26 protein-coding genes are annotated in these 24988 nt (G+C 49.8%); 8 read left to right on the top strand and 18 right to left on the bottom strand.

Features of this window, described 5'->3' with window-relative positions; translation table 11 throughout:
• Positions 1–216 precede the first annotated feature (216 nt).
• The 4 genes from ACFQNF_RS11985 to ACFQNF_RS11970 all read left to right on the top strand — a co-directional run bounded on the left by ACFQNF_RS11985 (position 217) and on the right by ACFQNF_RS11970 (position 5256).
• The gene (locus ACFQNF_RS11985; protein ID WP_380188190.1) at positions 217–1956 is read left to right on the top strand and encodes an ABC transporter ATP-binding protein; all 1740 of its coding nucleotides are present in this window, start codon (positions 217–219) and stop codon (positions 1954–1956) included.
• A gap of 162 nt (positions 1957–2118) precedes the next feature.
• Complete coding sequence (locus ACFQNF_RS11980; RefSeq protein WP_380188189.1) at positions 2119–2721, top strand: FMN-binding negative transcriptional regulator; 603 nt, start codon at positions 2119–2121, stop codon at positions 2719–2721.
• A 210-nt stretch (positions 2722–2931) separates the two neighbouring features.
• On the top strand, positions 2932–3810 hold the full coding sequence (locus ACFQNF_RS11975) for a phosphoribosylaminoimidazolesuccinocarboxamide synthase (RefSeq protein WP_380188188.1): 879 nt from the start codon (positions 2932–2934) through the stop codon (positions 3808–3810).
• Positions 3811–4068: 258 nt separating this feature from the next.
• On the top strand, positions 4069–5256 hold the full coding sequence (locus tag ACFQNF_RS11970; RefSeq protein ID WP_380188187.1) for an EAL and HDOD domain-containing protein: 1188 nt from the start codon (positions 4069–4071) through the stop codon (positions 5254–5256).
• Here the strand turns inward: ACFQNF_RS11970 and ACFQNF_RS11965 are convergent.
• A complete protein-coding gene (locus tag ACFQNF_RS11965; RefSeq protein ID WP_380188186.1) occupies positions 5253–6920 on the bottom strand; it encodes an LTA synthase family protein in 1668 nt (555 codons plus the stop codon). The genes ACFQNF_RS11970 and ACFQNF_RS11965 overlap by 4 nt on opposite strands.
• Positions 6921–7150: 230 nt before the next feature.
• Here ACFQNF_RS11965 and trhA point away from each other — a divergent pair, with 230 nt between their 5' ends.
• Entirely contained in the window at positions 7151–7768 is a 618-nt protein-coding gene (trhA, locus tag ACFQNF_RS11960) for a PAQR family membrane homeostasis protein TrhA (protein ID WP_380188247.1), read from the top strand.
• Between the two features lie 390 nt (positions 7769–8158).
• Here trhA and ACFQNF_RS11955 read toward each other — a convergent pair whose 3' ends face one another.
• The 4 genes from ACFQNF_RS11955 to asd all read right to left on the bottom strand — a co-directional run bounded on the left by ACFQNF_RS11955 (position 8159) and on the right by asd (position 11753).
• Entirely contained in the window at positions 8159–8962 is an 804-nt protein-coding gene (locus ACFQNF_RS11955) for a sulfite exporter TauE/SafE family protein (protein WP_380188185.1), read from the bottom strand.
• Positions 8956–9414, bottom strand: a complete 459-nt coding sequence (locus ACFQNF_RS11950) for an EVE domain-containing protein (RefSeq protein ID WP_380188184.1) — start codon at positions 9412–9414, stop codon at positions 8956–8958. Before ACFQNF_RS11950 ends, ACFQNF_RS11955 begins: the two co-directional genes overlap by 7 nt.
• A 227-nt stretch (positions 9415–9641) precedes the next feature.
• Positions 9642–10409 (bottom strand): sulfite exporter TauE/SafE family protein, encoded by a 768-nt coding sequence (locus ACFQNF_RS11945; RefSeq protein WP_380188183.1) that lies wholly within the window; start codon positions 10407–10409, stop codon positions 9642–9644.
• Between the two features lie 240 nt (positions 10410–10649).
• Entirely contained in the window at positions 10650–11753 is a 1104-nt protein-coding gene (gene asd / locus ACFQNF_RS11940; protein ID WP_380188182.1) for an aspartate-semialdehyde dehydrogenase, read from the bottom strand.
• A 198-nt stretch (positions 11754–11951) separates the two neighbouring features.
• Here asd and dtd point away from each other — a divergent pair, with 198 nt between their 5' ends.
• From dtd to ACFQNF_RS11925, 3 genes are all read left to right on the top strand, one after another.
• Positions 11952–12404 (top strand): D-aminoacyl-tRNA deacylase, encoded by a 453-nt coding sequence (gene dtd / locus ACFQNF_RS11935; protein WP_380188181.1) that lies wholly within the window; start codon positions 11952–11954, stop codon positions 12402–12404.
• Between the two features lie 269 nt (positions 12405–12673).
• Positions 12674–12967 carry a hypothetical protein gene (locus tag ACFQNF_RS11930; protein WP_380188180.1) on the top strand — a complete coding sequence of 98 codons (294 nt, stop codon included), beginning with the start codon at positions 12674–12676 and terminating at the stop codon, positions 12965–12967.
• A gap of 51 nt (positions 12968–13018) precedes the next feature.
• Positions 13019–14368, top strand: a complete 1350-nt coding sequence (locus ACFQNF_RS11925; RefSeq protein ID WP_380188179.1) for an MATE family efflux transporter — start codon at positions 13019–13021, stop codon at positions 14366–14368.
• 488 nt (positions 14369–14856) lie between these two features.
• Here the strand turns inward: ACFQNF_RS11925 and ACFQNF_RS11920 are convergent, their stop codons facing one another.
• The 13 genes from ACFQNF_RS11920 to ACFQNF_RS11860 form a co-directional block, all read right to left on the bottom strand.
• Positions 14857–15450 (bottom strand): DJ-1/PfpI family protein, encoded by a 594-nt coding sequence (locus ACFQNF_RS11920; protein ID WP_380188178.1) that lies wholly within the window; start codon positions 15448–15450, stop codon positions 14857–14859.
• Positions 15451–15488: 38 nt separating this feature from the next.
• Positions 15489–15971, bottom strand: coding sequence for an ASCH domain-containing protein (locus ACFQNF_RS11915; protein WP_380188177.1), 483 nt, complete (start codon positions 15969–15971; stop codon positions 15489–15491).
• A gap of 74 nt (positions 15972–16045) precedes the next feature.
• Positions 16046–16429: a hypothetical protein gene (locus ACFQNF_RS11910; RefSeq protein WP_380188176.1), complete on the bottom strand. Its 384-nt coding sequence runs from the start codon at positions 16427–16429 to the stop codon at positions 16046–16048.
• Positions 16430–16642: 213 nt separating this feature from the next.
• Entirely contained in the window at positions 16643–17077 is a 435-nt protein-coding gene (locus tag ACFQNF_RS11905) for a hypothetical protein (RefSeq protein WP_380188175.1), read from the bottom strand.
• Positions 17078–17267: 190 nt separating this feature from the next.
• Positions 17268–17573, bottom strand: a complete 306-nt coding sequence (locus ACFQNF_RS11900; protein WP_380188174.1) for a monooxygenase — start codon at positions 17571–17573, stop codon at positions 17268–17270.
• A 66-nt stretch (positions 17574–17639) separates the two neighbouring features.
• A complete protein-coding gene (locus ACFQNF_RS11895; RefSeq protein WP_380188173.1) occupies positions 17640–18158 on the bottom strand; it encodes a GNAT family N-acetyltransferase in 519 nt (172 codons plus the stop codon).
• Positions 18159–18277: 119 nt separating this feature from the next.
• Positions 18278–18637, bottom strand: a complete 360-nt coding sequence (locus tag ACFQNF_RS11890; RefSeq protein ID WP_380188172.1) for a luciferase domain-containing protein — start codon at positions 18635–18637, stop codon at positions 18278–18280.
• A 68-nt stretch (positions 18638–18705) separates the two neighbouring features.
• On the bottom strand, positions 18706–19146 hold the full coding sequence (gene aac(6') / locus ACFQNF_RS11885) for an aminoglycoside 6'-N-acetyltransferase (RefSeq protein ID WP_380188171.1): 441 nt from the start codon (positions 19144–19146) through the stop codon (positions 18706–18708).
• Between the two features lie 93 nt (positions 19147–19239).
• Positions 19240–19527, bottom strand: a complete 288-nt coding sequence (locus ACFQNF_RS11880) for a hypothetical protein (protein WP_380188170.1) — start codon at positions 19525–19527, stop codon at positions 19240–19242.
• 284 nt (positions 19528–19811) lie between these two features.
• Complete coding sequence (locus tag ACFQNF_RS11875; RefSeq protein ID WP_380188169.1) at positions 19812–20792, bottom strand: hypothetical protein; 981 nt, start codon at positions 20790–20792, stop codon at positions 19812–19814.
• Positions 20793–21151: 359 nt separating this feature from the next.
• Entirely contained in the window at positions 21152–21331 is a 180-nt protein-coding gene (locus tag ACFQNF_RS11870; protein ID WP_380188168.1) for a hypothetical protein, read from the bottom strand.
• Positions 21332–22601: 1270 nt separating this feature from the next.
• The gene (locus ACFQNF_RS11865; protein ID WP_380188167.1) at positions 22602–24230 is read right to left on the bottom strand and encodes an ArnT family glycosyltransferase; all 1629 of its coding nucleotides are present in this window, start codon (positions 24228–24230) and stop codon (positions 22602–22604) included.
• Positions 24227–24835 carry a flavin prenyltransferase UbiX gene (locus tag ACFQNF_RS11860; protein WP_046351720.1) on the bottom strand — a complete coding sequence of 203 codons (609 nt, stop codon included), beginning with the start codon at positions 24833–24835 and terminating at the stop codon, positions 24227–24229. Before ACFQNF_RS11860 ends, ACFQNF_RS11865 begins: the two co-directional genes overlap by 4 nt.
• Positions 24836–24988 lie beyond the last annotated feature (153 nt).

Raw genomic sequence — 24988 nt, 5'->3', positions numbered from 1 at the left:
GTGAGAACACAGAGCACACCGAGAAAACCTTTAAAACGAGAACTTCGTAGGGCGGGTGAAACCCGCGACAATGAGTCAGAAATACGCGGGTTTCACCCGTCCTACAGCTTCTTATAGATGTTTTTTTCTGCTTTCTCAGAGTTCTCGCCTTTGTCTTTCTCCATGTTCTCTGTGTCTACAGATTTAAGGTTAGTTTTAAACAAAAAAGGTTGATGTATGAGCGAACGTAAGCAAGCGATTGCGCTGCTTAATCAGGCTGCGCTACCAGAGCGCCGGCATTTATGGCTGGGTTTATTCTGGCTGATCTGCGCTGCGCTGCTGGAAGCAGCAGGGCCGCTCCTAGGCAAGATGTTTATTGATCAGCATCTCTTGCCGCGCGTTTTAAACTGGCCCGAGATTTTTATGCTGCTGGGTGGTGCGCTAGCTTGTGGCTGGGCAGCGTCTTTGATCCGCTATTTGCAATTGCTACGCCTTGCCGGTGTGGCAATGCGCTCGGTTAAACGCTTGCGTGAGCAGGTTTATAGCCATGTATTAGCGCTACCGATGGCGTTTTTTGATAAAGCGATTACTGGTCAGCTGGTTAGCCGCGTTACCAACGACACCGAGTCGGTAAAAGCACTGTATGTGCAAGTGCTGTTTGTGATGCTCGATAGCCTGATTGTGGTGCTCGGCACGCTGGCGGCGATGGCCTGGCTCAATTGGCGCTTAATGCTAATCGTGCTGATCTTGATTCCGGCGGTGGTTTTAATTGTTTGGCTCTATCAGCGCTGGAGCGCGCCGTCAGTTACCAAAGCGCGTCAGCTACGCAGCGATATCAATGCTCAGATGGCCGAATCCATTGCGGGGATGAGCGTTTTACAAGCGACCAATTCCGAGCAACGCTTTACCGCACGCTTTCAAAAAACCAACCTCAGCCTCTATGACGCACGCATGGCCGAATTGCGCGCCAATGCTTGGCTGCTGCGCCCTGCGCTGGACTTTTTAAATGTGGCACTGCTGTCCACGGTGATTTGGATGTTTGGCCAGCAAAGCTTTAGCGGCTTGGAAATTGGCGTGCTCTACGCCTTTGTCAGCTATATCGCCCGCGTGGTGGAGCCGCTGATCCAGATCACCATGCAATTTAGCCAAATCCAGCAGGCCGTGGTTTCGGCTGCTCGGGTGAATGTATTGCTGGGTGAAAAACAAGCCATCAATGGCGATGGTGAGGGCCAAATTAGCAAAGGCGCAGTGCACTTTAAAGACGTGGCCTTTGGTTATGATGCCAAGCATCCGGTGCTGCACGATCTGTCGCTCACCATTCCGGCAGGCTCTTTCTACGGCATTGTGGGCCACACTGGCAGCGGCAAATCAACGCTGCTTTCCCTGCTACTGCGCTTTTACACGCCGCAAGCTGGGGAAATCGAAATCGATGGTTATCCGCTACTCGAAATTGGCGATACCGCGTTCAGAAGTGGCGTAGGCTTGGTGCCGCAAGACCCATTCCTGCTAGCATCCAGCGCGCGCGACAATATCGACATGGGCCGTAAACTCAGCCAGGAAGAGATCGAAACCGCCGCCAAAGCCGCCAATGTACACGAGCTGATTTTAAGCTTAGAAAACGGCTACGACACCGATATGGGCGAAAGCGGCACGCGGCTTTCTACCGGCCAAAAACAACTGATCGCCATTGCCCGCGCACTGGCAGGCAAGCCGCGTATCTTGCTGCTAGACGAAGCCACTTCGCATATCGACAGCGAAACCGAGCAAATCGTCCAGCAAGCTTTATCGCGCTTGCACGGCAAAGTCACCATGATCTCGATCGCCCACCGCCTATCCACCATCCGCGACGCCGATCAAATCATCGTGCTCAACCACGGCCGCATCGCAGAAAAAGGTAATCACGAAGAACTGATGCAAATAGAGCGCGGCATCTATCAGCGCCTGTATTTATTGCAGCAGCTGGATGCTGGCGCTTAAAAAAACCTAAAATCTGTAAACACAGAGAACACAGAGTTAAAAAGCAGCACACTGAGAAAACCTTAAAAATACAGAGAAAAACATTCATTAAGGTTTTCTCTGTGTTCTTCCTATTCTCATTTAGCTCTGTGTCTACAGAACTTCGCTTTTAAAGGTTAAACCATGTACACCCCTGCCGCCTTTGCCGTCAAAGACACCGAAACCCTGCATGGTTTTATTCGGGATTACGGCTTTGCCACGCTGATTAGCCAAGTGGATGGCAAGGCATTTGCCAGCCATTTACCGCTCACTTTAATTGCAAAAGAGCAAAAGCTGGCCGGCCACGTCGCGCGGGCTAATCCACATTGGAAAGCGTGGCAAAACGACGCTCAAGTTTTGGTTATTTTCCAAGGCCCGCACGGCTATATTTCGCACCGCTACGCCCCTAGCGGGCCACAAGTGCCGACATGGAACTACAGCGCAGTGCATGTGCAAGGCAGCATTAAATTGCTAGACAGCCCTGCCCCAGCCTTAGCGGCCCTTGTCGCCCAATACGAGGGCGAGCCCTATGCACGGCCCGACATCATGCCCGCCGAATTTATCCAGCGCTTGCAAGTGGCAGTTGTTGGCTTTGAAATCAAAATTGAATCGCTGATCGGCAAATTCAAACTTTCACAAAAAGACGCTCAGACCGAGCAAAACAGCATTATGGAGGCCTTAGCCCAAGGCTCGCCTGCCGATCAGGAACTTGCGGCTTTTATGCAGAAGCACAAACCCACGTCTTGAAACACGGAGTTTCACGGAAGAATACATTCCTTAAGGTTTTCTCCGTGTGCTCCGTGTTCTCATTTAGCTCTGTGTCTACAGAACTTCGCTTTTAAATTCTGTAGGGAGAGCACCTTTTGGCTAAAGACTTGGCAGCTTTTATGCAAAAGCGGCCAATAATCGGGCAAAATAGCGGCCTGTTGCTCCACTCTGATGCCTTAAGGAATTGCGATGACCGGCCTTACCACGACCAATTTGACCAGCCTGACTAAGATTTACTCAGGCAAAGTACGCGATCTTTACGCGATTGATGATGCGCGCATGCTGATGATCGCAACCGACCGCCTTTCCGCGTTTGACGTAATTTTGGCCGAGCCGATTCCTGAAAAAGGCAAAATCCTGACCGCTATTTCCAACTTTTGGTTTGAAAAACTAAAAGACGTGGTGCCTAGCCATTTCACTGGCGAGCGTGCCGAAGATGTAGTGAGCGCAGCAGATCTGCCGCAGGTTGAAGGGCGTGCCGTGGTGGTAAAACGCCTAAAACCAGTCGCCGTAGAAGCGATTGTTCGCGGCTATATCGCAGGATCTGGCTGGAAAGAATATCAACAAAACGGCACTATCTGCGGCATGGCTTTGCCAGCGGGTTTACGCGAAGCAGATCAACTGCCAGAGCCTATTTTCACCCCGTCCACCAAGGCAGAGTTGGGTGACCACGATGAAAACATCAGCTATGCACGCTGCGAAGAAGTGATTGGCGTAGAGCTTGCCGCCAAGGTGCGCGATACCGCCATTGCACTCTATAAAGCCGCCAGCGTTTACGCGGCGACTCGCGGCATTATCATTGCCGATACTAAGTTTGAATTTGGTCTGGATACCGATGGTACGCTCTGCCTGATGGACGAAGCACTCACGCCGGATTCCAGCCGCTTCTGGCCTGCAGATCAATATGTGCCGGGCAGCAATCCACCAAGCTACGACAAGCAATTTGTACGTGATTGGCTAGAAACTACCGGCTGGGATAAAACCCCGCCAGCCCCTGCCCTGCCTTTAGAAGTAGCGCAAAAAACCGCCGCTAAATATCGCGAAGCGCTGGATAAGCTGACTAAATAAGCCAGAGTACAATAAGGGCCGCAACTTCTTTTAATAGAAGCTGCGGCCCTTTTTATATGCGAAAAGTAAGACTCATCTGCCGAGCGGGCACTCCCCCCCTGCCCGCCTCCTCCTGCAACCTCCCCGTCTTCTGCTAGGCTTAAGCACTCATCTGCCTAGTGTTCAGCTCTCATGTTCAAGTTCTTACAGCAACTTTTTGCGAAACCAGCACCGCCGCCCTCGATACCACAGCCTGTCCAGCAGGGGCCTGCAATCACTTTGCAGCTGCAACACGTCAATATTATTGATGCCAACGGCAAAATAGTGGGCAGCCTGCTGCGTAGACGCCCGCAGAGTAAAGAAAGCATTGCGCAAATTCTGCTTGAAGAAGGCGAGCTTATTCGCCATGCCGTGCGCTTAGGCACAACCATGAGCAAGAAGCGGCTGCGCCTCTTGGAAATATCTGCAGGCAGCCTTTTACAGCCCGAACTGGCCCAATTTGCCGCCCAAGGGAACATGCTACTGCTCAACACCAATACGGCACTGCCCGAGCGTGGCTTAGCTGCGCTGCAAAAACTACAAAAAGCAGGCCTGTATTTAGCCCTGCAATTACCCGCTACTTGGTCATCCGAAATCATTGCCCAAGCACAGTGGTTGGGTTTTTCAGTGAATGGCAAGCTTGCGCCCGATATTGAAAGGCTGGCGCGGCGCATCCGGGCGCAGGGTCCAAGTAAACCGCTGCTGATGCTGGATCTGGCTTGGCACGATGAATTTCAGCTTTGTCAGCAGCTTGATATTGCCTATGCAGCAGGCAGGCTATTTCACCAAAGCTCCTGGCAAGAAGGTCCGATCGAAGCGGGGTTCTTACGAATAATGGATTTGCTGAATTTGCTGAGTCAAGATGCAAGCAATAGCGATATTGCCCACTCGCTAAAAACCGATCCGCTGCTCTCATTCAGAGTGCTGACGCAAGCCAATACTGCAGCTGAAGCACGCAATAAGAAAATTGACACGCTGGATCAGGCCTTGGTGGCCTTAGGCAGGGAGCGTTTATATCGCTGGTTATCCTTGCTGCTGTTTTCCTTACCCGGCCAAGAAAAACCCAATCCTGCCCTGCTGGAGTATGCACTCTTACGCGCCGAGCTAACCGAGCGATTGGGCAGCCAGCGCTGGCCACAGGAAAAAGACCATTTATATTTATTGGGATTGTTTTCAGTGCTGGAGCAACTGATTCACCGGCCATTGGTGCAAATTGTGGGGCTGCTTAAATTACCAGAAGCGGTATGCAGTGCCTTATTACAAGGCACGGGGCCTTACGCACCTTTTTTAAACTTAGCCATCGCCAGCGAATCCGCTCAATGCCCGGACGGTAAGCTCTTGGTTGCGTGCGGCATCAACGCCAATCACTATTTCACGCTTTATTATGAAGCGATGCTAAGCGTTGAAGCCGCAAATGAAGAGTATTAAAACAGACGTTCAGCAAACAGTGCTGGCTCAAAAACCTTGCGCCACTCGACTTGCTGGGCGGGCAGTAGTTGATCAGGCTCTTTGGCGCAAAGCACAGACAGCGCGCCCCAGAACGGGTCTTCCTTAGGCAGCAGCTGTGCCAGCTCGCCCGGCAAACAAAACATCGGTTTCTCGGCTAGATTACTAGCCACACTGGCAGCTAAATCCGGCGTGCTGGCCTTAATAAACAAGGGTACTTCAGCGCGTTTTCGCCATTGCTGCGGCGTGAGCTTATAGGCAAAACGGAATCGATCATTGCGCTCACCTTTCTCACGGAAAAACGCATCGTCAAACACACCTTTGCGATAAAACGCAGCCGTTAAAGAAGGCTTATGATCGCCGATTAAAGCAATTACCAAGGGGCGTTTACGCTTTTTAGCCTGCGCTTCAAGCTGTTTTACAAATTTTTCTAAATGCTTTATCGCGGCATCAAGGCGCTGATTGTAATCACCCAAACCCCCGTCATAATCTCTGTCGGTGTAATTGCCATGCGTCATCACCGTGATCAAAGACAGCATTGTTTTGCCTTTAGCCGGGCCTTCTGCATAGGCTTTAAGCGCCGCATCATATAAAAGACCATCGTCCGGCCAAGTTCTGGTTTTCCACGACATTTCTTCTACAAAGCGTGTTGAAGTAAAGCCAAAGCTAGGGTAAATTTCGCTCCGCTTCCAGAAGTTGCCATGAAAATTATGCATACCAATCGTTCGGTAGCCCGCATCTTTATAACGGGAAACCAGCGTGGCGGCATCTTTACGATAGCTACTGGCGTAGTTTTGATAATCAATGCCCGGCAACACGGCAGACGATAAGCCAGTCAACATTTCAAACTCGGCCTCGGCCGTACCCCCGCCGTAAACGGGGCTGAGCATCATGCTGGCGCTAAAACCCTTTTGCTTTAAACGCGCAATCGGCGTAACAAACTGCTCATCATTCAAACTGGTAAAACAGGCTTCGCATAAGATTAACGCCAGATCGGGCTCGATGGCCTCTTGGGTTTTAAGTGAACCCAATTTATAAAAAGAATGTGGCCCGGCAGCAGGCCGTTTCACACTTTCAGCCGTTTGGTAGAGATGAACCAGAAGGCCATTCTGACGGGTATTTTGAATAAAATTGTATGAAAGGTAATGAGCGTTTACGTAATCAGATAAAACGCTGGCCGTCGTTTTATTCAACACCCCGTGATCAAAGATACGAATCAGCAAAAGACTAGGTAATAGCAGCGCCAAGGCCAAACGCCACCAGACAAAGCGAGGCCTTTTCCAAATGCCAATGCCAACTGCAGACGCCACAAGAAGTGCAAAAACGATCATTTCCCAATTTAAATAGCTAGCCAAAGACACGCCTTGCGACACTTCAAACAAATCACGAGCCAAAAGCGGCTCGCCAGTCTGCCCTTCTTTTAACCAACTAGCCTGACACAACAAACCTTCGAGGCTGATTGCGGCCACAGCGGCGGCCCAGCGATTGAGCGGCAACGCTAGAAATGCAAACAGCAGTGCAGAAAACAGTAAGCGCTGGGCGCTCCAACTGCTATCCACCAGATATCGTCCGGCCAGCAGCAGTAATAGGGGGCCAATCGCAAAAGCAAACTGCTTACATATTTTTTTAAAGTGAATGAGAGTCATAACGCAACATCAGCATAAATTAGTAAGCGCATAAGTGCACTTGAGGGGCGGCAAATCTAGCATAAAATCAGCATATTAGTGCCTGATAATCATATATATTCGGACTATTCACAATGCTGTAACCTTTCAATAAAGACCTCTTTTTTACCATCCACATGGCATTTGTACCAAGCACACTACCGGCATAGCCGTTATTCTTGAGCAGGCTAATGCCTACACAAAGGACCAATATGTACCATGGAGAGCGCTTCAATAGCTGGAGCCATCTGATCGGAGCGGCACTCGCAATCAGCGGGCTGATCCTGCTCATCACCTTTGCAGGAATGACGGGCGACCCGTGGAAAATCGTCAGCGTAGCCGTCTATGGAAGCACACTTGTTCTGCTGTATGTGATTTCTACCCTTTACCACTCGCTCAGCGGTAAAGCCAAAACTGTTTTTCAGCGCCTAGATCACTGCGCTATTTACCTGCTGATTGCAGGTAGCTACACGCCCTTTGCCTTGGTTACCCTCAGAGGGCCACTTGGCTGGACGCTATTTGGCGTGAACTGGGGATTGGCGATCTTTGGCATTGTGCAGGAAAACATTCTAGGCAAACGCACCCGCATTCTTTCCCTAGGAATTTATGTAGTAATGGGCTGGCTAATTATCTTTGCTATCAAGCCCTTAATGGCCGCCCTGCCTGCGGCAGGCATGGCTTGGCTGGCGGCGGGTGGCGTAGTCTATACAGTCGGGATTGTGTTTTACGTGCTCGACACCCGCATCCCCCACGGCCACGGCATCTGGCATCTGTTCGTACTAGGCGGCAGCCTCTGCCAATTTATTAGTATCTTGTTTTATGTGATTTAGGGCTTAAAACCCTAAGATCTGTAGACACAGAGAAAACCACTCGAATCATCGTAGGGCGGGTGAAACCCGCCGTTTTCCTTAGCATTTCATACCAAAATCTGGCGGGTTTCACCCCAATTCAACTTAAGATTTTGTCTTAAGATGAATTGGCATTTCGTAGGGTGTACAACGACGTAGTCGTTGCGCACCGAGAGCGGTGCGCAAGAAAAACGACTTGCACACCCTACGCAAAAATAAGCTTTGCTATTTTTGACCTTAAGTTAATAGGATTGGATTTCACCCTCCCGATATGGCTCAAAGCAAATAGCTTAATTACAAGCCCTGCTTTTCTCCGTGGAACTCTGTGTTCTCTGTGCCCTCTGTGGTTCAAGGTTTGGGTTTTATTCCTTACTAGCTACTTTTCAACAAACTCCACAGCATCTTGCTCGCCAGCACAATCAACAGGGCAGCAAAGCATTTCTTCAGTACCGGCACAGGCAGGCGGTGTGCGGCGGCTGCGCCGACTTTAGCCATGGGGAAACTCGCCAGCACAATGCCCGCCAGCGCAGGCAGGTAGACAAAACCTAAAGCCCCCTGCGGCAAGCTCGCTGACCAGCCGCTCACTACGTAACCCAATGCCCCAGCCAAAGCAATCGGAAAACCAATCGCGGCCGATGTGCCTATCGCCTCTTTCACCGGCACATTGCATAGCGTCATAAACGGCACCGATAAAGAGCCGCCGCCTATACCTACCCAGCTCGAAACCAAGCCAATCGAAGTCCCCACCGCCGTCATGCCACCTTTGCCGGGTAAGGCTCTAGATGGCTTAGGTTTAAAATCCAGCAACATTTGTACGGCCACCAGGTAAGCAAAAGCCACAAAAAACCACTGCAAACCCAGTGCAGGCACAAAAGCCGCCAACTGCGCGCCAGCAAAAGTGCCCAGCAAAATACCAGGTGTAATACTCTTCACCACCGACCAGCGCACAGCACCACGAGCGTGGTGGGCTTTAAAGCTGGCGATGCCAGTAAACACAATCGTCGCCATCGACGTGCCTAGGGCCAGATGCTGGTGGTGCTCTGGCGGTAAGCCAAGCAGGGCAAACACATACAGCAGTGCGGGTACAATCACCAAGCCTCCACCTACGCCCAACAAACCCGCTAAAAACCCGGCAATCAGGCCAACACTTAAATAGGCCAGAATCGCGGTCAGCATAGCTTTGCCAGAATAAAGGCAGCATCTGCGGCAGACACCGGAGTGATCGATAGGCGCGAGCCTTTTTGCAATAGCACCATCTGGGCCAGCTCTGGAAAGCTACGCAGATCGTTCAGGCTCAATAAACGCGTTTTTTGCACGAAATGCACATCAACTTGTAGCCAACGAGGCTTATCTAAAGTCGATTTAGCATCAAAATACTCGGAAGTCGCATCAAACTGAGTCGGGTCTGGATAGGCGAGGCGGCAGACTGTCGCAAGGCCAGCAATCCCCGGCTCTTTGCAACTGGAGTGATAAAAAAACACTTGGTCCCCTAGCTGCATCTCATCACGCATAAAATTACGCGCCTGATAATTGCGCACACCGTACCAACCCACCGTCTGATCCGGCCGTGCTGCCAGATCATCAATCGACACATCATCCGGCTCTGATTTCATCAACCAATAATTCATTTACATCTCCTTTTACCCGCCCGTAGCACACCCCAAAAGACCTGTAGACACAGAGAACGGGAAGAACACAGAGCACACTGAGAAAAACTCTGGAAGAGAGACTTAACCATGAATATATTTGTAACTTCAATGAATAAGCTCGGAAAAGGTTAGTAAAGCCAAATTTATTCTTTGAGGTTTTCTCTGTGTACTCTGTGTCTACAGATCTTTGTAAACTTAATCAGGGCTCACATCACCTTTACCGTATCCCATACCAGCTTAGAAATCAGCGTGACCGACAAGATCAAAAATAAACGACGTACCCAGACGTTGCCGCCTTTTAGTGCCATTTTACTTCCCACTTGCGCGCCTGCGATATTCGCAATCCCCATCGGAATGGCATAGCCCCAGATCACCATTTGTGCTGGGATAAAAAACATCAGCGCGGCCAGATTGGTGGCTAGGTTTACCACTTTGGCCGATGCCGAAGCGCGCAGAAAATCGAAGTGAAATAAGCGCACAAATAGAAAAATCAAAAATGAACCGGTGCCGGGGCCAAAGAAGCCATCATAAAAACCAATCACCAGCCCAATCAATAGGCCGATATATAAATCGCGCCGCGTTAGCTCCCGCTCCGCATCTTCATGCCCAAAAGACGGTTTTAGCCATGTGTAGACCAGCATAATGGCCAGCAGACCAATCACCAGCGGGCGTACCCATTCCAATGGCAAAAAGTGCAAAGAGCGTGCGCCCAGATAAGAGCCAACAAAGGCCGACCCGGCCGTAGGCAATAAAATATTCCACGGCAATTTAACCCGCCGTGCATAGCGCACAGCCGCGGAAGCCGTGCCCATCATCGATGCTAATTTATTAGTGCCAAAGAGTGCTGCTGGAATTTCACGCGGCAAGATCGCAAACAGACCCGGAATCATCACAAGACCACCACCACCTACGGCAGCGTCGATTAAACCGGCAGTAAAAGCGAGTGGAAGCAGAAGAATTAAATCAGTAAGCATAGAAACTCGCAGATGCAGATAGCTGACCATTATCGTGCAAGCTTCTGATAAGTAACAGAGGCAGATTTCTTTAGCATCTGCCATAACAGGCAAAGAAATAGAGCACCGGGGTGCTCTATTTCTTTTGATGGACAGCAGCTTGCAGTGATTTCATGTAGGGCGGGTGCAACCCGCGTATTTTTCAGCATTGCACGCGGGTTGCACCCGCCCTACGTCATGCTTGCAATACCTCCCTAGCTTTTATCCTAGCAAAATCCGCAACATACGACGTAATGGCTCGGCAGCGCCCCAGAGCAGCTGATCGCCAATCACAAAAGCGCTGATGTATTCTGGGCCCATGTTCAGCTTGCGTACACGGCCTACGCCGATGTCCATTTTGCCGGTGATGGAAGCAGGAGTTAGCTCTTTCACTGTTACCGCACGATCATTTGGCACCCATTTCACCCACTGATTGCCTGATTGAATCAGCGCTTCAATTTCGGCGAGCGGCAGGTCTTTATTTAGCTTAATGGTTAAGGCAAGGCTGTGGCAGCGCATTGCGCCAATCCGCACACAGAGGCCATCAACAGGAATTGGTGCTGCATTACCGAGGATTTTGTTTACCTCGGCTTGGCCTTTCCATTCTTCCTTAGTCTGGCCATTATCCAGCTGGGCATCGATCCAAGGGATCAAGCCGCCAGCCAATGGCGCGCCGAAAAACTCTGTTGGCACGTCGCTACGAATTGTTTCTGCAACCTTACGATCGATTTCTAAAATCGCTGAAGCTGGCGTTGCCAATTCATCGGCTACCGAGCCATAAACCACGCCCATGCCCTTAATCAGCTCGCGCATATGGTTTGCACCACCGCCGGATGCGGCTTGGTAAGTCATTGAGCTAACCCAATCGACCAAGCCTGCTTTAAAGAGGCCAGCCATCCCCATCAACATGATGGAATTGGTACAGTTGCCACCGATATAGTTTTTAACGCCTTTAGCCAAAGAAGCACGAATCAAATCGTCATTCACCGGGTCAAGCACGATCACCGCGTTTTCTTCCATGCGCAGGGTAGAAGCCGCGTCGATCCAGTAGCCATCCCAGCCTGCGGCGCGCAGTTTTGGGAAGATATCCGAGGTGTAATCGCCGCCTTGGCAAGAAATGATCACGTCCATCAACGACAGCTCGGCGATATCGTTAGCGTTTTTCAGTGTGCCTGCGTCTTTACCAAAGTTCGGAGCGGCTTGGCCAGCTTGCGAAGTGGTAAAGAAAACAGGATCAATCACATCAAAATCTTTTTCTTCCTGCATGCGTTGCATGAGGACAGAACCCACCATGCCGCGCCAGCCAACCAGACCTACTTTTTTCATGGTTCTATCCCTAGCGGTAAAATAAACGAGAATACTGAATATTCAGCCCCTTTACTAGGCTCTGTTTCTCATTTTTCAAAAAATGTAAATTAGGGCTCTGCCGAACAAAAGCCATCGCCAATAGCAATGTCAGCAGGCAATATTTGCGCTTAAGAAATTTCAAAGCCCATGTAATATCACTGCTTCCGGGGGAAAGTAATGCGCGTTTTAATTCAAAGAGTAAAGCAAGCCAGTGTGGCTGTAGAAGGCGAAATCTGCGGGCAAATATCTACCGGATTATTACTTTTAGTGGGGATTGAAAACAGCGATTCTGAAGCCGATTTAAACTGGACCGCCAAGAAAATATGCAATTTGCGCATCTTTGAAGATGAAGCAGGAGTGATGAATCGCTCGGTGCTCGATTGCCAAGGTGAGATGCTGGCCGTTTCGCAATTCACGCTATTTGGCTCTTACAACAAGGGCAATCGCCCATCTTGGGGCAGAGCTGCCAAGGGCGAAATCTCTCAGCCGCTGTTTGATGCCTTTGTGGCAAAGCTAGCCGAGCTGAGCGCCCAGCCTATTCCTACAGGAATCTTTGGCGCAGATATGCAAGTCGCGCTGATTAATGACGGCCCGATCACGATGATGTTAGATTCAAAGCATCCAGAATAAGCTGCTTGACAGCTAAGCCGCTCACCGCCAGAATGAAACTCACAGCGCCGAGTTGATTTTGCCAGCTTGCGGGCGCTTTATAAATGCAGCTAAAGCAGCGTAACCCGCGTTGCGGGTTTTTTTGTTTTACGCGCCTATTAATCGACAACTTGCGAGGCGCGCCCAAGTCTGAAGTAAGACTCATGGGGAAATATCGCTAAAGCGTTGGCCGCATCCGACCTCAAAAACCTTGCGACCAGCTTCCCACTATGTGAATTAGGAATGCTGCCATGTACGACTGCCTAGCCCCAGAATTAACCAAAGCCACCCGCGAACTCCACCCAGCGCTGCGCTGGAAAACACAAAGCTGGCTGCGCCTCAATGCCAAGCGCAATACCTCGCCACTGGCACTCTCCAAGGCTTTTGCCGCCGCCACCAGCTTGGGCTTTCGTACCGAGAATCTGGCCAATGGCAGCGTCGTTATTCTGAATTTAGATTTGCAAGATGCGCTGATGTTTAGCCGACGATATCCTGATTTACTTGCCGAATACGAACCCATCAATCCATTTTGCTTGCATAAGTAGCAGTCTGTTGGACTCGATCTACCAAGCCAAGTAAAAAACCAGTAGATCACTATGACCACCCGACTCACCGATATTCGCGCCACTTGGCACCTTGCATGGCCCATTGCTATTGGACAGCTCGCCACCACAGGCACTGCATTTATTGATGCCGTAATGGCTGGGCGTGTTTCAGCAGGTGATCTGGCAGCGGTATCGGTAGGCTCGTCCATCTGGGTCACCATGATGGTAACGCTGATGGGATTTTTGCTGGCCATCAGCCCGCTGGTGGCACAAAAAATCGGCGCTAATGATCTTAAACCCATTCCAAACTTAACTCAGCAAGCGCTGGTGCAAGCCCTGATCCTCGCCTTAATCGGCCTGATTTTAATTCGCTTTTTATTGCCGATTTTTAATCATCTGGGCCTTGAAGCCGTTGTTGCACATAAAGCCGGAGAATTCTTAAAAGCTGTTAGCTGGGGCTTGCCCGCCTTTGCCTGCTACCGCGTTTTGTATTGCTATAGCGCAGCACTGAATCAAACCAAGCCGATGATGGTGATTTCCATCTTTTGCCTCTTGCTCAATATTCCTTGTAACTGGGTATTGATCTACGGCCACTGGGGCTTTCCAGCCATGGGCGGCGTGGGCTGCGGCTGGGCAACAGCGTTTTGCGTATGGATTAATTTCTTGCTATTAGCTGTATGGATCCGCTATGCCCACGTCTACAAAAACACCCATCCATTTCGCGCATGGCAAAGCATAGACTGGCATGCGCAAAAGCAATTACTAAAATTAGGCCTGCCCATTGGCATGATGTTTTTTGTAGAAGTCAGCGCATTTAGCCTGATCGGCCTATTAATTGCCCGCCTAGGCACCGTTACGGTGGCTGCGCACCAGATCACGCTGAATTTCTCATCGCTCACCTTTATGGTGCCGATGGCGCTTGGTACAGCGCTCACAGTCAGAGTGGGCCATGCGATTGGCGCCGGGGATTATAAAGCAGCTCGCTTTATTGGACAGACGGGCATTCATATGGGGCTGTGCATTGCCCTATTAACCGGCACCACCATGATTTTTGCCTCGCGCTTTATCGCAGGGTTTTACACCAACGATACCGTAGTGCTCATGCTGGCTAGCCAGCTGCTGGTATTGGCAGGCTTCTTCCAATTTTCTGATGCCACACAAGTTGTGGTGGCAGGCGTATTACGCGGCTACAAATCCACCCGCGGCCCCATGCTGATTCACCTTACCGCCTTTTGGGTGATCGGCATTCCACTTGGCTACTTGCTCACCTTCGGCACCTCCACCCTGCCCGGCTACGGCGTGCAAGGCTACTGGATCGCGCTAGTCGCCGCCCTCACCTGCGCCGCACTGGCCCTGATGGCACTGTTCCGTAGGGTAAGTTTGAAGCAGTTGGGGGTTTGAGATAATTTTTCTATGCATCTTTTGCAGGGCGGGTGAAACCCCATCTGCTAACCAGTTTGCTTTTGTTTCAGCAAACAACGAAAAACTTATTAGCCACGCTCTTGGCATAGGGCTTTTCAAATCCCCTTGAAGCACGCCGAAGCGAGGAATAATAGACTCGGGGTTTCGGAAAAGGGGTAGCGAGGCAGCGAGTGAGCAGCCTTTTTCGCCGAGGCGATTATCCGCAGCGAGGGGCCTTCGTGCTGGTCGGGGCGGCCTTCTTTGCGTACTTTCTTGGCCGTTCAAGAAAGTGAGTCCCCCGCGGGGATGCCGCACCTAAATCAACGTGCCGAAGGCACTAAATAGATCTTTTGGACTTTGCTTAGTGCAAATGGCGTGAAACCTGCTGTTTCCCTTATGTTTCTTATCAAGGTCTGGCGGGTTGCACCCGCCCTACGAACGCAATGCTTACATATGGGTATTAGAATCCCAACACCGCCAGCCCCAAATCAAGCCAAATACATCGCAATATTCTTCATCGCTCTAGCTACGTACTCTTCTTTTTCTCCCACCGGTGCCACGTAGTAAAGCGCTTCTTTGGCAGCATCGATGCCCGCCGTTTTAGCAATCATCCATGCGGCTAGATATGGCGCGGCAAAGCAACCTCCGGCGGTGGCGATATTATCTTTGGCATAAAAAGGTTGATTCAGCACCTCAACACCTGCCTCTATTACCCAAGGCTTGGTGGTGAGATCGGTGCACGCAGGAATCGCGCCTAAAAGACCCAGCTTCGCCAACACCAATGCTCCCGAGCATTGAGCGGCGATAAGCTGCCGACTAGGGTCTAGCTTGAGTTGCGCCATAATTTGCGGATCATTAATCACTTCGCGCGTTTTAGAGCCACTCCCCACTAGCACCGCATCTGCGCTCGCCACCTCATCTAATAAACTCTGTGCATGGATCGTTACGCCATTCAATGATGTAACGGTCGCCTCCGGACAGCAAATGCTGACCCGCCAGCCCAGCACTCGCTTGAGCACGCCAAGCGCGATAAAAGAATCAAGCTCGTTGAAGCCCTGAAAAGTAAGAATGACGACATGCATAGATTATCCTTAATCGAAGAGGGAACCCCGCCTATGAATTAGGCAGCAACGGGCGAAGGCAAAATATGCAGCACTTCAAAAACGCAGCATACAACCGGCATGCTCTCTACAGGCTGGCGGCCCAGTTGTTCACACTCCCGTGCAAAGAACCCCCAATGCGCTTGACGCCAGTATTCCAAAGAGCCGTCGCCTTCACCCTCAATCGCGGCATATTCGGCAGTCACTTCTGAATACGGCACAATATAAGTGCTCACCACACGCGTAATCAGCGCTGGCTCGTTATGGTGATCAAGCACAATCTGCAAATCGCCCACGCATGGCACAGGCACTTGATCCGCTTCATGCCCCCACAACAAACCAGTGCCTGCACGTTTTTTGCCTTGGCGAATTAACGCCAATAGCTCTTCGGATAACTCAGCAGAATCGCCATATCCATCCAGCAAAACCGGGCCAGCAGGCAAAGAAACACCCAGTGAGTCTAACTTGGAGAGGACTTGCGAGAGCGGAGGAAAAGCTTCCATGGTTTGTGTCCTGACAATGAATTAAGCGACTGGTAAGGTAGTATCACGCCCATCAGTGATGAATAAAATTTGGCCTATCGCCCCAAAGCCAGAGCCTGAGTTTGGGGCCGCAACTTCAACCAATCCCCACCCAAAGCGCCCTTGCCTTCAGTAGCAACTAAGAAAACGGCGGTTTGCGGGGTAAATGGTGTTTCAGGCGCAGGCGTAAAATCTCCAAAATAGCGGCGATGCAATTCCGTATGCACAAGCCGCCCCTTTAGACGAAAAACCATCAGCATTTCTCCTTCGCCAATAAATTCGATCTTGAACGCCGATTTACATTCAACAGCAGAGAGCATCAAGCGCTTACATACCTCGCTTTTAGGCAGATAGGGGTCAAAGAGAAAAAATTCGTCCCATGCAAATTTTGTCAGCTTAACCATTTCGACCTGCGTGTTATCACGAAGCTCTTTATTCAACGCCCGTCCGATCTCACCGCTCTTTAGATAGCAATAAACATCCCCACAGCCTGATAGCAATAGAACGAGCACAATTGTAAGCAAGAGTCGCATCGGTTTACCGATTTAGAATTAACTGAAAAAATAAGGAAAACAGCGATCGGGTAAAGAAACAAAACCAGACCGCAGTTATACCGTACGAAGGAAACGATTTACTGCGTATCTGGCCGATATTTATTTAAGAGATTGCCAATTTTTAATCGTGCCAACAAAGAAACCAAGGCCTGCCACAAACCAAACAACTGAGCCAACAATATCAAAGGTGCTCAATAATTCTGGCACCCGAATCAACAATGGCACCAGCAGCAGCCCCCTCAATAAGCAAATGCTGGAAATAACGATCAATCCTGTTCTTAGCAAAAACAAGCGCTTAATCACGCCAGCACCAGAAAAAGCATATACCGCACAAGTAAACATCAAAAAGCCAATCAATACCGCGCTAACCGGCGCTTCCGCCGTTCCATTTCGAGCTGAATCAACCACCCACTTTGGCGCGGTAAGAAAGGCGTACCAATCTGGGCCAATAAGCGGTGCAACCCAATGAATTAACGCGCCAAAGAGAGCAATCCCTGCGCCAATCAAAAAAGAAAAATAGCCAATACGGATCATTCAATATCACCTTGATAATTTAAAAACTAAGTCCCTGTTAATTTAACTGCCAACTGAAATAGCTTAGACATAGATCGCTGACCAAGCGAATACGGCCTTGGGCACTTTGTGCCCAAAGCACGAAGCTAGGTCTAACATTTCAACAAAAATATTGAAATATGAAAGCTCACTTCTCTAGCCCTTGATAACGCTAATTAACAGGGCCTTTTGTGATGTTTGATAAATCTAAATTTATATCAAAAATCTTGGCATGCACTTCAGAAACCCCAAAACCTTTTAACCTCGCCGTGTGTTTATCGAGATAAGCCGTGGCAGTTTCTTCGTTTTGAAACAAATAAATCCCGCCAGCGTCTTTGGTACTCTCATTTTCCGTCCATATTTTCCAAATAAATCCTGGCTCAGCAGCAATTGAACGGGCAATTTCTTTAAATTCATCAGCCATTTGCTGATTAAAGGGCCCGTTGAATGGGAAATCTATTTGCAATAACTTTGTCATTTCTACTTTCTCCGTTTTTCTAACAATTTCTACCTATGCAAAGTAGTCTCTGCAATAAAGTAAGCGCTAAAAAGTCGCAATAAAATCAGCCGGTAAACACGTATCAAATCTGGCAAGCATACGCTGCAGCATGATTTTCGGATCACTCTCTAGCGCTTCAAAGTGCGGGGTAAAGCAAAAGCCCATTCGCTCGTAAAGTGCGCACGCGGCTTTGTTGAGTGGGGAAACAAACAGGCACACTTCAGATTCGCCACGTGACGCAGCAGCAGCCAAGACTTTCTCAACCAGAGCGCTTCCAATACCAAGACCGCGATGCGAGGGGGCAACCCACATGGCGATAAGGTTAAAGCCGGTGTTTGCCTTAACGCCACCGATCACGCCAACTGGATTTCCCTCAGCACGCGCGACGAAATACATGGGAGGCGTTCGATTCCCTGCCCGATCCTGCCATTGGGCATCCGTGTAGGCAAAGGCCGCCTCATAGGTGAGGCCAAACGCATCCGGCGACTCCGCCAGTGAAGACAGCCTGATGGTCTTAAGATCGAGCCAATCTACGTCCGTGGTCTGTTGAATATGGATGTGCATAAGCCCTGCCAGATACATAAAGTGAAAGATAAGCAGATTGCTTCGGCCTGCTCGGCTAAGTAAAAAGTTAAAGAGTGTACCTTTGCCCTCAACTTGGCCCGTAGAAGCTGGCGGCAAATTTATAGCTTTGTAATGGCCAGTTTAACCAGCTCTACAAGCTTTGGAATATCGCTGGCCAAGCTAAAGCGCACTTCAATCCAGGCGGAATTAGGTGAGCGGGTCGGATGATGAAGCGAATCAGGCGGATGCTGCATTCCAAGCTTGCGGATGATGGCTTTAGTGAGCCTTAGATCAAGTTCATTTGTGTTATGAAAATGCGCGAACTCTTTGCCAAAATAAAAAAGTGCACATCCTCCCGCTACAGGCGACGGGCGATCCTCTACCCCCTCGATTTTTCTTAACTCGGCCAGAAGCTGATTCATCATCTGTGCAAATCCTGTGGACTTTGTAAGAGCAATGGCAAATTGAACATATTGCAATGCAAGACTGCGTGTATTTACCCTATGCGGTGCATTACACATGTGTCATGGCTTAGGACATTGTTTTATCACAGCGCTTTTTTGAAAAAAACCACCCGCTCAGTTTCATTAAAACCAAGTGATTTATGCATGGCATGGCTCTGGGTATTCTCTATTGCAGCATCAGAAGCCAACTCCTTACAGCCATGCTCTTTGGCCCATTGCTCAGCAGCGGCAACCAGCTTGCCCGCAATGCCGCGCCGTCTGGCACTTGGCTCAACGTAAATGCCTTCAAGAAATGCAACCGGCGAAGACTCCGTGCCATTTACATAATCGCCCCGCACGGCAAGCTCAATAAACCCAAGCGCCCTGCCAGCCTGATCGTATTCCACAAACTGGGCAAAACGCTGCGGCGAAGCTAAAAACAGTGCCATTTCTGCCAAGTGCTCATCTTTTGAGCAATCAGGCCAAAGCGCTGACCGAAGCGTAAGCCAGCCCGGCTGATTAAGAGATTTACAGGGAGTGATCATTCAAAGCCCATCCATTTAGTTTAAATACATGGGTTTAATGAATTATTCACCCTACCCTCATAAATACATAAACCACCGTGCTGCTCATGCCTACTAGGCTTTCTTTTGATAGAGGCGGCGCTTCCGCTTAAGAGGTCGTACCCTCCCTTCCAAAAACTCCACAACCGCTAAACAAATCGCCTTATCAAGAATGAGATTCTCTGGTGCAGAATAGTGATTGGAAGCAAGTACACCAATCGCAGCTACAGCTTGAGGATCAAGTTGCATGAGTTTTTCGGCGGCATCGATCTCTCCATAAGCCAATAACTCTCTGACTAAATCACGAGGGCTAAAGCTAACCGTGCAACGAGCGTTAAGAAGAATTTGTTGTGCATCCAGCATAGCGCCCCTTAATAGGCATATTTATATGTTTAACTTTGTAAGGCGCTAATAAGCACAGCGTATTACGCCGCATGCGGCTTAGCAAAGCACGTGACGATTAATAAGCCACATACGCCATAAGCCTTGCGTGTTTTTACATTGGCGAAACGGGTAGTGTTTTATTTCTGCAGGGTGATGCGGAATAATTTAACTTCGGCGCTTACCTCATACGGCGCACTACGCTTCGCTTTGAGTGCGCCCTACAAAGGTGCATACGGCTAATGACTTTGTGCAGCCCTTTAAGGTTAGTGAGCACCGCATAATGCTCCCTGGCAATTCAGTGTATTGAAATCATAAACAGCAGAATGCCCCGGATTGCCATCTGGTTTTGGTACGCCCTTACGAATCAGGAAGGTCGCCGAATTTCCACCATACAACCCAGAAGGATAAGTAAATGGTTTAAGCACTACATACGCATTGTATACAGACATCTTTGGAGGTTTAGGAACGCCTTGACCAGCAACCGGCGGTATATCTCTTTGTGGCGAATTTTTCAAAACTGCATCAGCCCATGCTTGGGCATCAGCCGCTGTTGCCTTGCGTAAAAGCCCTCTGCGAACAGCATCTTCTAACCCTGCAGGCCCCGCAATCGGTGCAGTTTTGTCATAAAATAATTCAGGCGTGGTTTCGGCAGATGTAAGCAGCTTGCTTCCAGCAGGAAGCGGCTCTCCAATAACTACCTTGCCATTAACTGCGGGGAAGACCATATCAACCTGACGTGCAAAAACACGCTTAGACAAAGGATTCAAAGGGGCCAGATTATCAGGGGTAACATAGAAGTATCCGCACGGCCCACGATTGTCGTAAGTGCTAAGCAGTAATGGAGTGCCTTTCACCAGCCCGGCTACAGCCTGCCGATGATATCCCCCAACCAACACCGCAATGATTTTAGTTGCTTTCGACCAGCCAATATTCCAAATCGTTGGCTCATAGGCACCAAGCATCAATACAACGGGCTTATTGGGGCTATTTACCACAACATCAATCTGCGTTCCTTCATGGCCGCTCTGATCAATTTGAAACGCAATCTTTCGACCTGAGTAGGCTCCTGCCGCGAACACCGCGAATTCCGTGGGCAATTTTAAATTTGGAAAACCACAAACCGTTTTTTCCACAGCAATCGTTTGCGATTTCGTTTCCGGCTCAAAGTTAAACGGCTTAAGCTCAGTAGCCCATGAATTAGAAATAGACGCAAACACAATGAGTAGTGTGCTGATAAGTTTCATAACATTCCGTTGATCGCTAAGGTTTAAATTCACCAGCCAGCGAGGCTTTTCTGGCATATCTGGCGAAATAATGGGTTCGGCCGCAAGCGATACCAAACTTCTGGTGCAACAAACACCCAAAATCCTGCAGGGCAAAAAAACTTACAGAAGGAGGCCATTCCAATACCTAAAAAATGCAAACCACCCCAAACAAAGCCAAAGGGCATCATAAATATGATGATGTAGGGCGCTAATAAGCGCAGCGCATTACGCCGCATGGGCTTAGCAAAGTGGTCAATGCACGTGATTAATAAGCCACATACGGCGCACTACACTTCGCTTTGAGTGCGCCCTACAGATGGGAATTACGAGTTATGGCCTTAGACCTTTGGACTGCGAAATGCCTTCTCGCCGAACAGGGTAACGTCAGCATTCATTGCTCGGTACGCATCGCTTTTGGCATAGCGGTCAATGCTCCCCCTGAAAGCTTTGTCAATTTTTCCCTGCTGTTTCTCATTGACACTGTCTAGTGCATCTCGCATCGCTTGAGCTTTTTGCATCAGATACTCCCCAAACGCTCTGGGTAGGACATATTTTTTGGGGGCAATGAGTCCAGCATTTACATGGACTTTAGTGCCTTTCCAGTGATTAGGGGATGGCTCGTGAATGAAACCTAACACGATAAATCGACCCATCTTGGCGTATGTGAACATCAAATTAGTGCTTTGACACAGGTCCATGTGTATGGCCCGCATAATGTACCGATTCATGTTGGATGGGAGATCCATTGATGTGGATGAAATTTCATCCATAGGAATGAGGTGAAGTCGATACTCGCCTGGATGCTGTATTTCCCCAAGCAAGAACCTTCTCCAAGTTGCCTCAGCAGATGCCATCCGATCACGTAGCATTTGAGGTGTATCGCTGAAGTCACTTTCTTGCTGATAGTGCCGCAATACCCGCCAAGAGATGGATGCGCAAAAGTGCGAGAGCCAAGGTCCATATTGAATCGTGAGCTTGCCATGGTCTGTGTATGGCCTAAACACGCGATTGGCGAACAACCCTTCTGACTGGCTAAATAGGTCCTCACAGTTTTTGCATAGCCAATAGTGCTTGAGTCCATCTTGAACGCGTCTATTTGGCTCCTGCGTTGTGCGGATGTGTCCATTGGCTGAACTCTCACGTTGCCAGCGAAACACAAAGGCAGGCAGTACATGACTGTACTGAAGCACGCTATCTTTTGAGCATAGAAAGCAGCAACCTGTTTGCATGGCCAAAGAAACCTAAGATTGTATTAACCGAATGGCCAACCGCACCAATGCCCCGAATGAGCTGTCGCGCCCCAACCAGTCCGATTGAATATATTATTTGGTGAAGCAATGCATTTAGGTAGATAGGTGCGAAACAACGCTACCGACTCCAATAGCCCACATAGTTTCAATTGTGGAACTGAATAACATACGAACACGGGCAGTAAATGCTGCAACCATAGACACCTCCTTTTGACTGGATTCGGCCGAAAGAACCAAACCAATTGATAAATAACGCAGCAAAAACAACAGAAGAGCTATGGAGCCAACAAACGTCCGGGAGAAATCTCCCTCACCTATTACCCCTATCAGCCTAAATACACTGACATTCTTTACACCTAACAAGATATAGACACCCTGAAATACCACGTTCAGTGACAAAACCTTACTTGATGCGGCAAAAATAAATTGCCATGAAAAAACCGCCCACTATTAAGCGGAGTTTACCCCCTGCACACACCGACCTGCCCAACCAAACAACTCATTCCGCATAATATCAGCAAAAAGTAAGCAATATTTATTATATCTTACGCCAAACACTAAACTCCTCGCCCTTATCCGTCGCCCTTGTGGTTTTTTTCAACAAGCTATATTCACCAATATTGGCGGGCATGGTACTGCCTTGGATTAATAGCTGCGGGCATTCTTTGCCTCGGCCTATTTCGAAGCGTTGCACGCGCATCGTGGTGTAGTAGTGGAAGTTGCCTCTTTCGTGCTCACCCAAGCCAAAGCTAGCCAGACACTGGTTTTTATCTAGTTGGGTGGCTAAATCCAGCATCATGGGTTTATAGCTTTTGCTGTAATTTAAGCCGGGTAACAGCAGGCTGAATACTAGGCCATAGCTCATCACCAGCACGGCCAGCCAGCGGATAGCGCCCTGGTGTTTGGCCCACTGGGGTGCTCGCCAAGCCAGATTCCACACGATGATGGTAAGTGCGAGCGCGGACAGCACACCCAGCCAGTTTGGCTTTTCTGCAAAACCCGGTAAGAAATGCAGCAGGCGCGCTTGCAAAGGCAGGCCAAAGTAGAGGGCAGCCCAAGCCCACCAGAGTAATAGCGCACTGACAGCCACTAAGCACAGGGCGACAAGGCCAAAGCGGCGCTCGAAAGTGGCGGGGACGCTGGATGCTTGTGCGCCCATCCATACGGCAAACGCCACCACGGCGGGCACGGCGTATAGCTCCATCGAGGTTTTAGCCAAGGACAAGATGGTGTAGGTCAAAAGGCAAAGCAGGGCTGCCGGGGCGGCGTTTTTAAACGCATCGAGGCGCTGCCTGAAAAATAAAACCGGCAGATAGAGAATCAGCGGGAAGGCGTGCCAAGGCAAAATCTTCAGGTAAAAGCCACGCTCGTATTCCGGGCCAAGGTTATTCTCACCGAGGAAACGCCCTAGGTTATTCACCCAAAACCAAGTTTTGAATAACTCCGGCGAGGCCAGCCACAAGCGCCAAGGCCAGATCAGCCACCAAGGCAATGCGGCCAGCAAGGCGATGCTTAGCGTCAGTAAATACGCTTTTTGCCGGTAAGTACGATCAAAGACCGGCAACAACAGAGCCGCCAAACCAAGGCAGCCCGGCCCCAACAGGCCCTTAGTTAAAAACGCCATTCCCCAAGCCGTGCCCATCAGCAGGCCGCTGGCAAGTGGCCGTAAGGGAAATATAGCAAATGCGTAGAGGGCAATGGCAAAGCTGGCAAATAAGGCGCTATCGGTCAGAATATGATGCCCATTGCCGACTAAGCCCAGCGTGCCTGCAAGCAAAATGGCGGTGAGCCATGCGGCTTGCGATGGGTCTTTGGCCCGGCTGCGGGCAGCAAATTGCCCTGCGGCCAGAGCGGCAAAGATAAAGGTGAGCGCAATATAAAATGCCGCGGCTAATCTTGCTGCCGCATGCACTGGCAGCCAGGTAAATACATAGCGGGAGAAGCCCGCTGCCGTCCAGAAAAACAGCGGTGGTTTTTCCATAAAAGGCTCGCCAGACAGCATCGGCACCAGCCAGTTATCGCGCAGCGTGTATTCATAAACTAGACCAAGGATATAGCTTTCGTCGGGCTTCCAAGGATCGTGCGGGGCGAACGAGGGCCAGAACCACAGTGCAAGCAGGACAAAACACCCGACTTTCCATGAAGGCCAGTCAATCTTTACACTCATCCCTTATCCCCCCAGCGCTGCATCAGCTGATGCGGGATTTGGAACTGATCCAATATCCTTGCCACCACAAAATCGACTAAATCGGCGATGGTTTTAGGGTGGTGATAAAAGCCCGGATTAGGCGGCAAGATCACCACGCCCAGCCGAGCCAGCTTGAGCATATTCTCCAAATGCAGCACCGAAAAAGGTGCTTCACGTGGAACAACGACTAATTTTTTGCCTTCCTTAATCATCACATCCGCAGCGCGCTCTAATAAATTATCCGAAGCGCCCACCGCAATCGCCGATAAAGCGCCCATGGTGCAGGGGCAAACAATCATGCCATCGCCAGGGTTAGAGCCGGAGGCCATCGGGGCAAACCATTCTTGCTGGCCAAATACTTGCAGCTTTGATTCATCAGTAACGCCATAACGCTGGCGAAAAAGCACCGCCAAATCGGCCGCGCGCGAAGGCCAGGTTTCATCTAGCTCTTGCTTGGCCACAATTTGCGCTGCCTGGGTATAGAGCACATGCACGGTGCAACCCGCCGCCAGCAAGCATTCCAGCGTGCGCAGGCCATAAGGCAGGCCGGATGCGCCGGTAAAAGCTAAAGTTATTGTTTTCATTTGAAACCTATTAAAACGATGTAACACCCAAAGGTCTGTAGACACAGAGAACACGGAGTTTAAAAACAGACCACAGAGAAAACCAAATCAATTGATATTTATAACGCTATGTTGTGTATTTTTTGTAGGGCGGGTGAAACCCGCGAGCGATGC

Source organism: Iodobacter arcticus (genome assembly GCF_042664895.1).
GTDB classification, from domain to species: domain Bacteria; phylum Pseudomonadota; class Gammaproteobacteria; order Burkholderiales; family Chitinibacteraceae; genus Iodobacter; species Iodobacter arcticus.
The sequence above is the reverse complement of the archived record's forward strand: the minus strand, read 5'-3'. Positions and strand labels throughout refer to the sequence as shown.

What these genes read in the sequence shown, in the direction of transcription:
- ACFQNF_RS11985 (WP_380188190.1), top strand. Translation starts at nt 217, where the DNA reads ATGAGCGAACGTAAGCAAGCGATTGCGCTGCTTAATCAGGCTGCGCTA.
- ACFQNF_RS11980 (WP_380188189.1), top strand. Translation starts at nt 2,119, where the DNA reads ATGTACACCCCTGCCGCCTTTGCCGTCAAAGACACCGAAACCCTGCAT.
- ACFQNF_RS11975 (WP_380188188.1), top strand. Translation starts at nt 2,932, where the DNA reads ATGACCGGCCTTACCACGACCAATTTGACCAGCCTGACTAAGATTTAC.
- ACFQNF_RS11965 (WP_380188186.1), bottom strand. Translation starts at nt 6,920, where the DNA reads ATGACTCTCATTCACTTTAAAAAAATATGTAAGCAGTTTGCTTTTGCG.
- trhA (WP_380188247.1), top strand. Translation starts at nt 7,151, where the DNA reads ATGTACCATGGAGAGCGCTTCAATAGCTGGAGCCATCTGATCGGAGCG.
- ACFQNF_RS11955 (WP_380188185.1), bottom strand. Translation starts at nt 8,962, where the DNA reads ATGCTGACCGCGATTCTGGCCTATTTAAGTGTTGGCCTGATTGCCGGG.
- ACFQNF_RS11950 (WP_380188184.1), bottom strand. Translation starts at nt 9,414, where the DNA reads ATGAATTATTGGTTGATGAAATCAGAGCCGGATGATGTGTCGATTGAT.
- ACFQNF_RS11945 (WP_380188183.1), bottom strand. Translation starts at nt 10,409, where the DNA reads ATGCTTACTGATTTAATTCTTCTGCTTCCACTCGCTTTTACTGCCGGT.
- asd (WP_380188182.1), bottom strand. Translation starts at nt 11,753, where the DNA reads ATGAAAAAAGTAGGTCTGGTTGGCTGGCGCGGCATGGTGGGTTCTGTC.
- dtd (WP_380188181.1), top strand. Translation starts at nt 11,952, where the DNA reads ATGCGCGTTTTAATTCAAAGAGTAAAGCAAGCCAGTGTGGCTGTAGAA.
- ACFQNF_RS11930 (WP_380188180.1), top strand. Translation starts at nt 12,674, where the DNA reads ATGTACGACTGCCTAGCCCCAGAATTAACCAAAGCCACCCGCGAACTC.
- ACFQNF_RS11925 (WP_380188179.1), top strand. Translation starts at nt 13,019, where the DNA reads ATGACCACCCGACTCACCGATATTCGCGCCACTTGGCACCTTGCATGG.
- ACFQNF_RS11920 (WP_380188178.1), bottom strand. Translation starts at nt 15,450, where the DNA reads ATGCATGTCGTCATTCTTACTTTTCAGGGCTTCAACGAGCTTGATTCT.
- ACFQNF_RS11915 (WP_380188177.1), bottom strand. Translation starts at nt 15,971, where the DNA reads ATGGAAGCTTTTCCTCCGCTCTCGCAAGTCCTCTCCAAGTTAGACTCA.
- ACFQNF_RS11905 (WP_380188175.1), bottom strand. Translation starts at nt 17,077, where the DNA reads ATGATCCGTATTGGCTATTTTTCTTTTTTGATTGGCGCAGGGATTGCT.
- ACFQNF_RS11900 (WP_380188174.1), bottom strand. Translation starts at nt 17,573, where the DNA reads ATGACAAAGTTATTGCAAATAGATTTCCCATTCAACGGGCCCTTTAAT.
- ACFQNF_RS11895 (WP_380188173.1), bottom strand. Translation starts at nt 18,158, where the DNA reads ATGCACATCCATATTCAACAGACCACGGACGTAGATTGGCTCGATCTT.
- ACFQNF_RS11880 (WP_380188170.1), bottom strand. Translation starts at nt 19,527, where the DNA reads ATGCTGGATGCACAACAAATTCTTCTTAACGCTCGTTGCACGGTTAGC.
- ACFQNF_RS11875 (WP_380188169.1), bottom strand. Translation starts at nt 20,792, where the DNA reads ATGAAACTTATCAGCACACTACTCATTGTGTTTGCGTCTATTTCTAAT.
- ACFQNF_RS11870 (WP_380188168.1), bottom strand. Translation starts at nt 21,331, where the DNA reads ATGCAAAAAGCTCAAGCGATGCGAGATGCACTAGACAGTGTCAATGAG.
- ACFQNF_RS11865 (WP_380188167.1), bottom strand. Translation starts at nt 24,230, where the DNA reads ATGAGTGTAAAGATTGACTGGCCTTCATGGAAAGTCGGGTGTTTTGTC.
- ACFQNF_RS11860 (WP_046351720.1), bottom strand. Translation starts at nt 24,835, where the DNA reads ATGAAAACAATAACTTTAGCTTTTACCGGCGCATCCGGCCTGCCTTAT.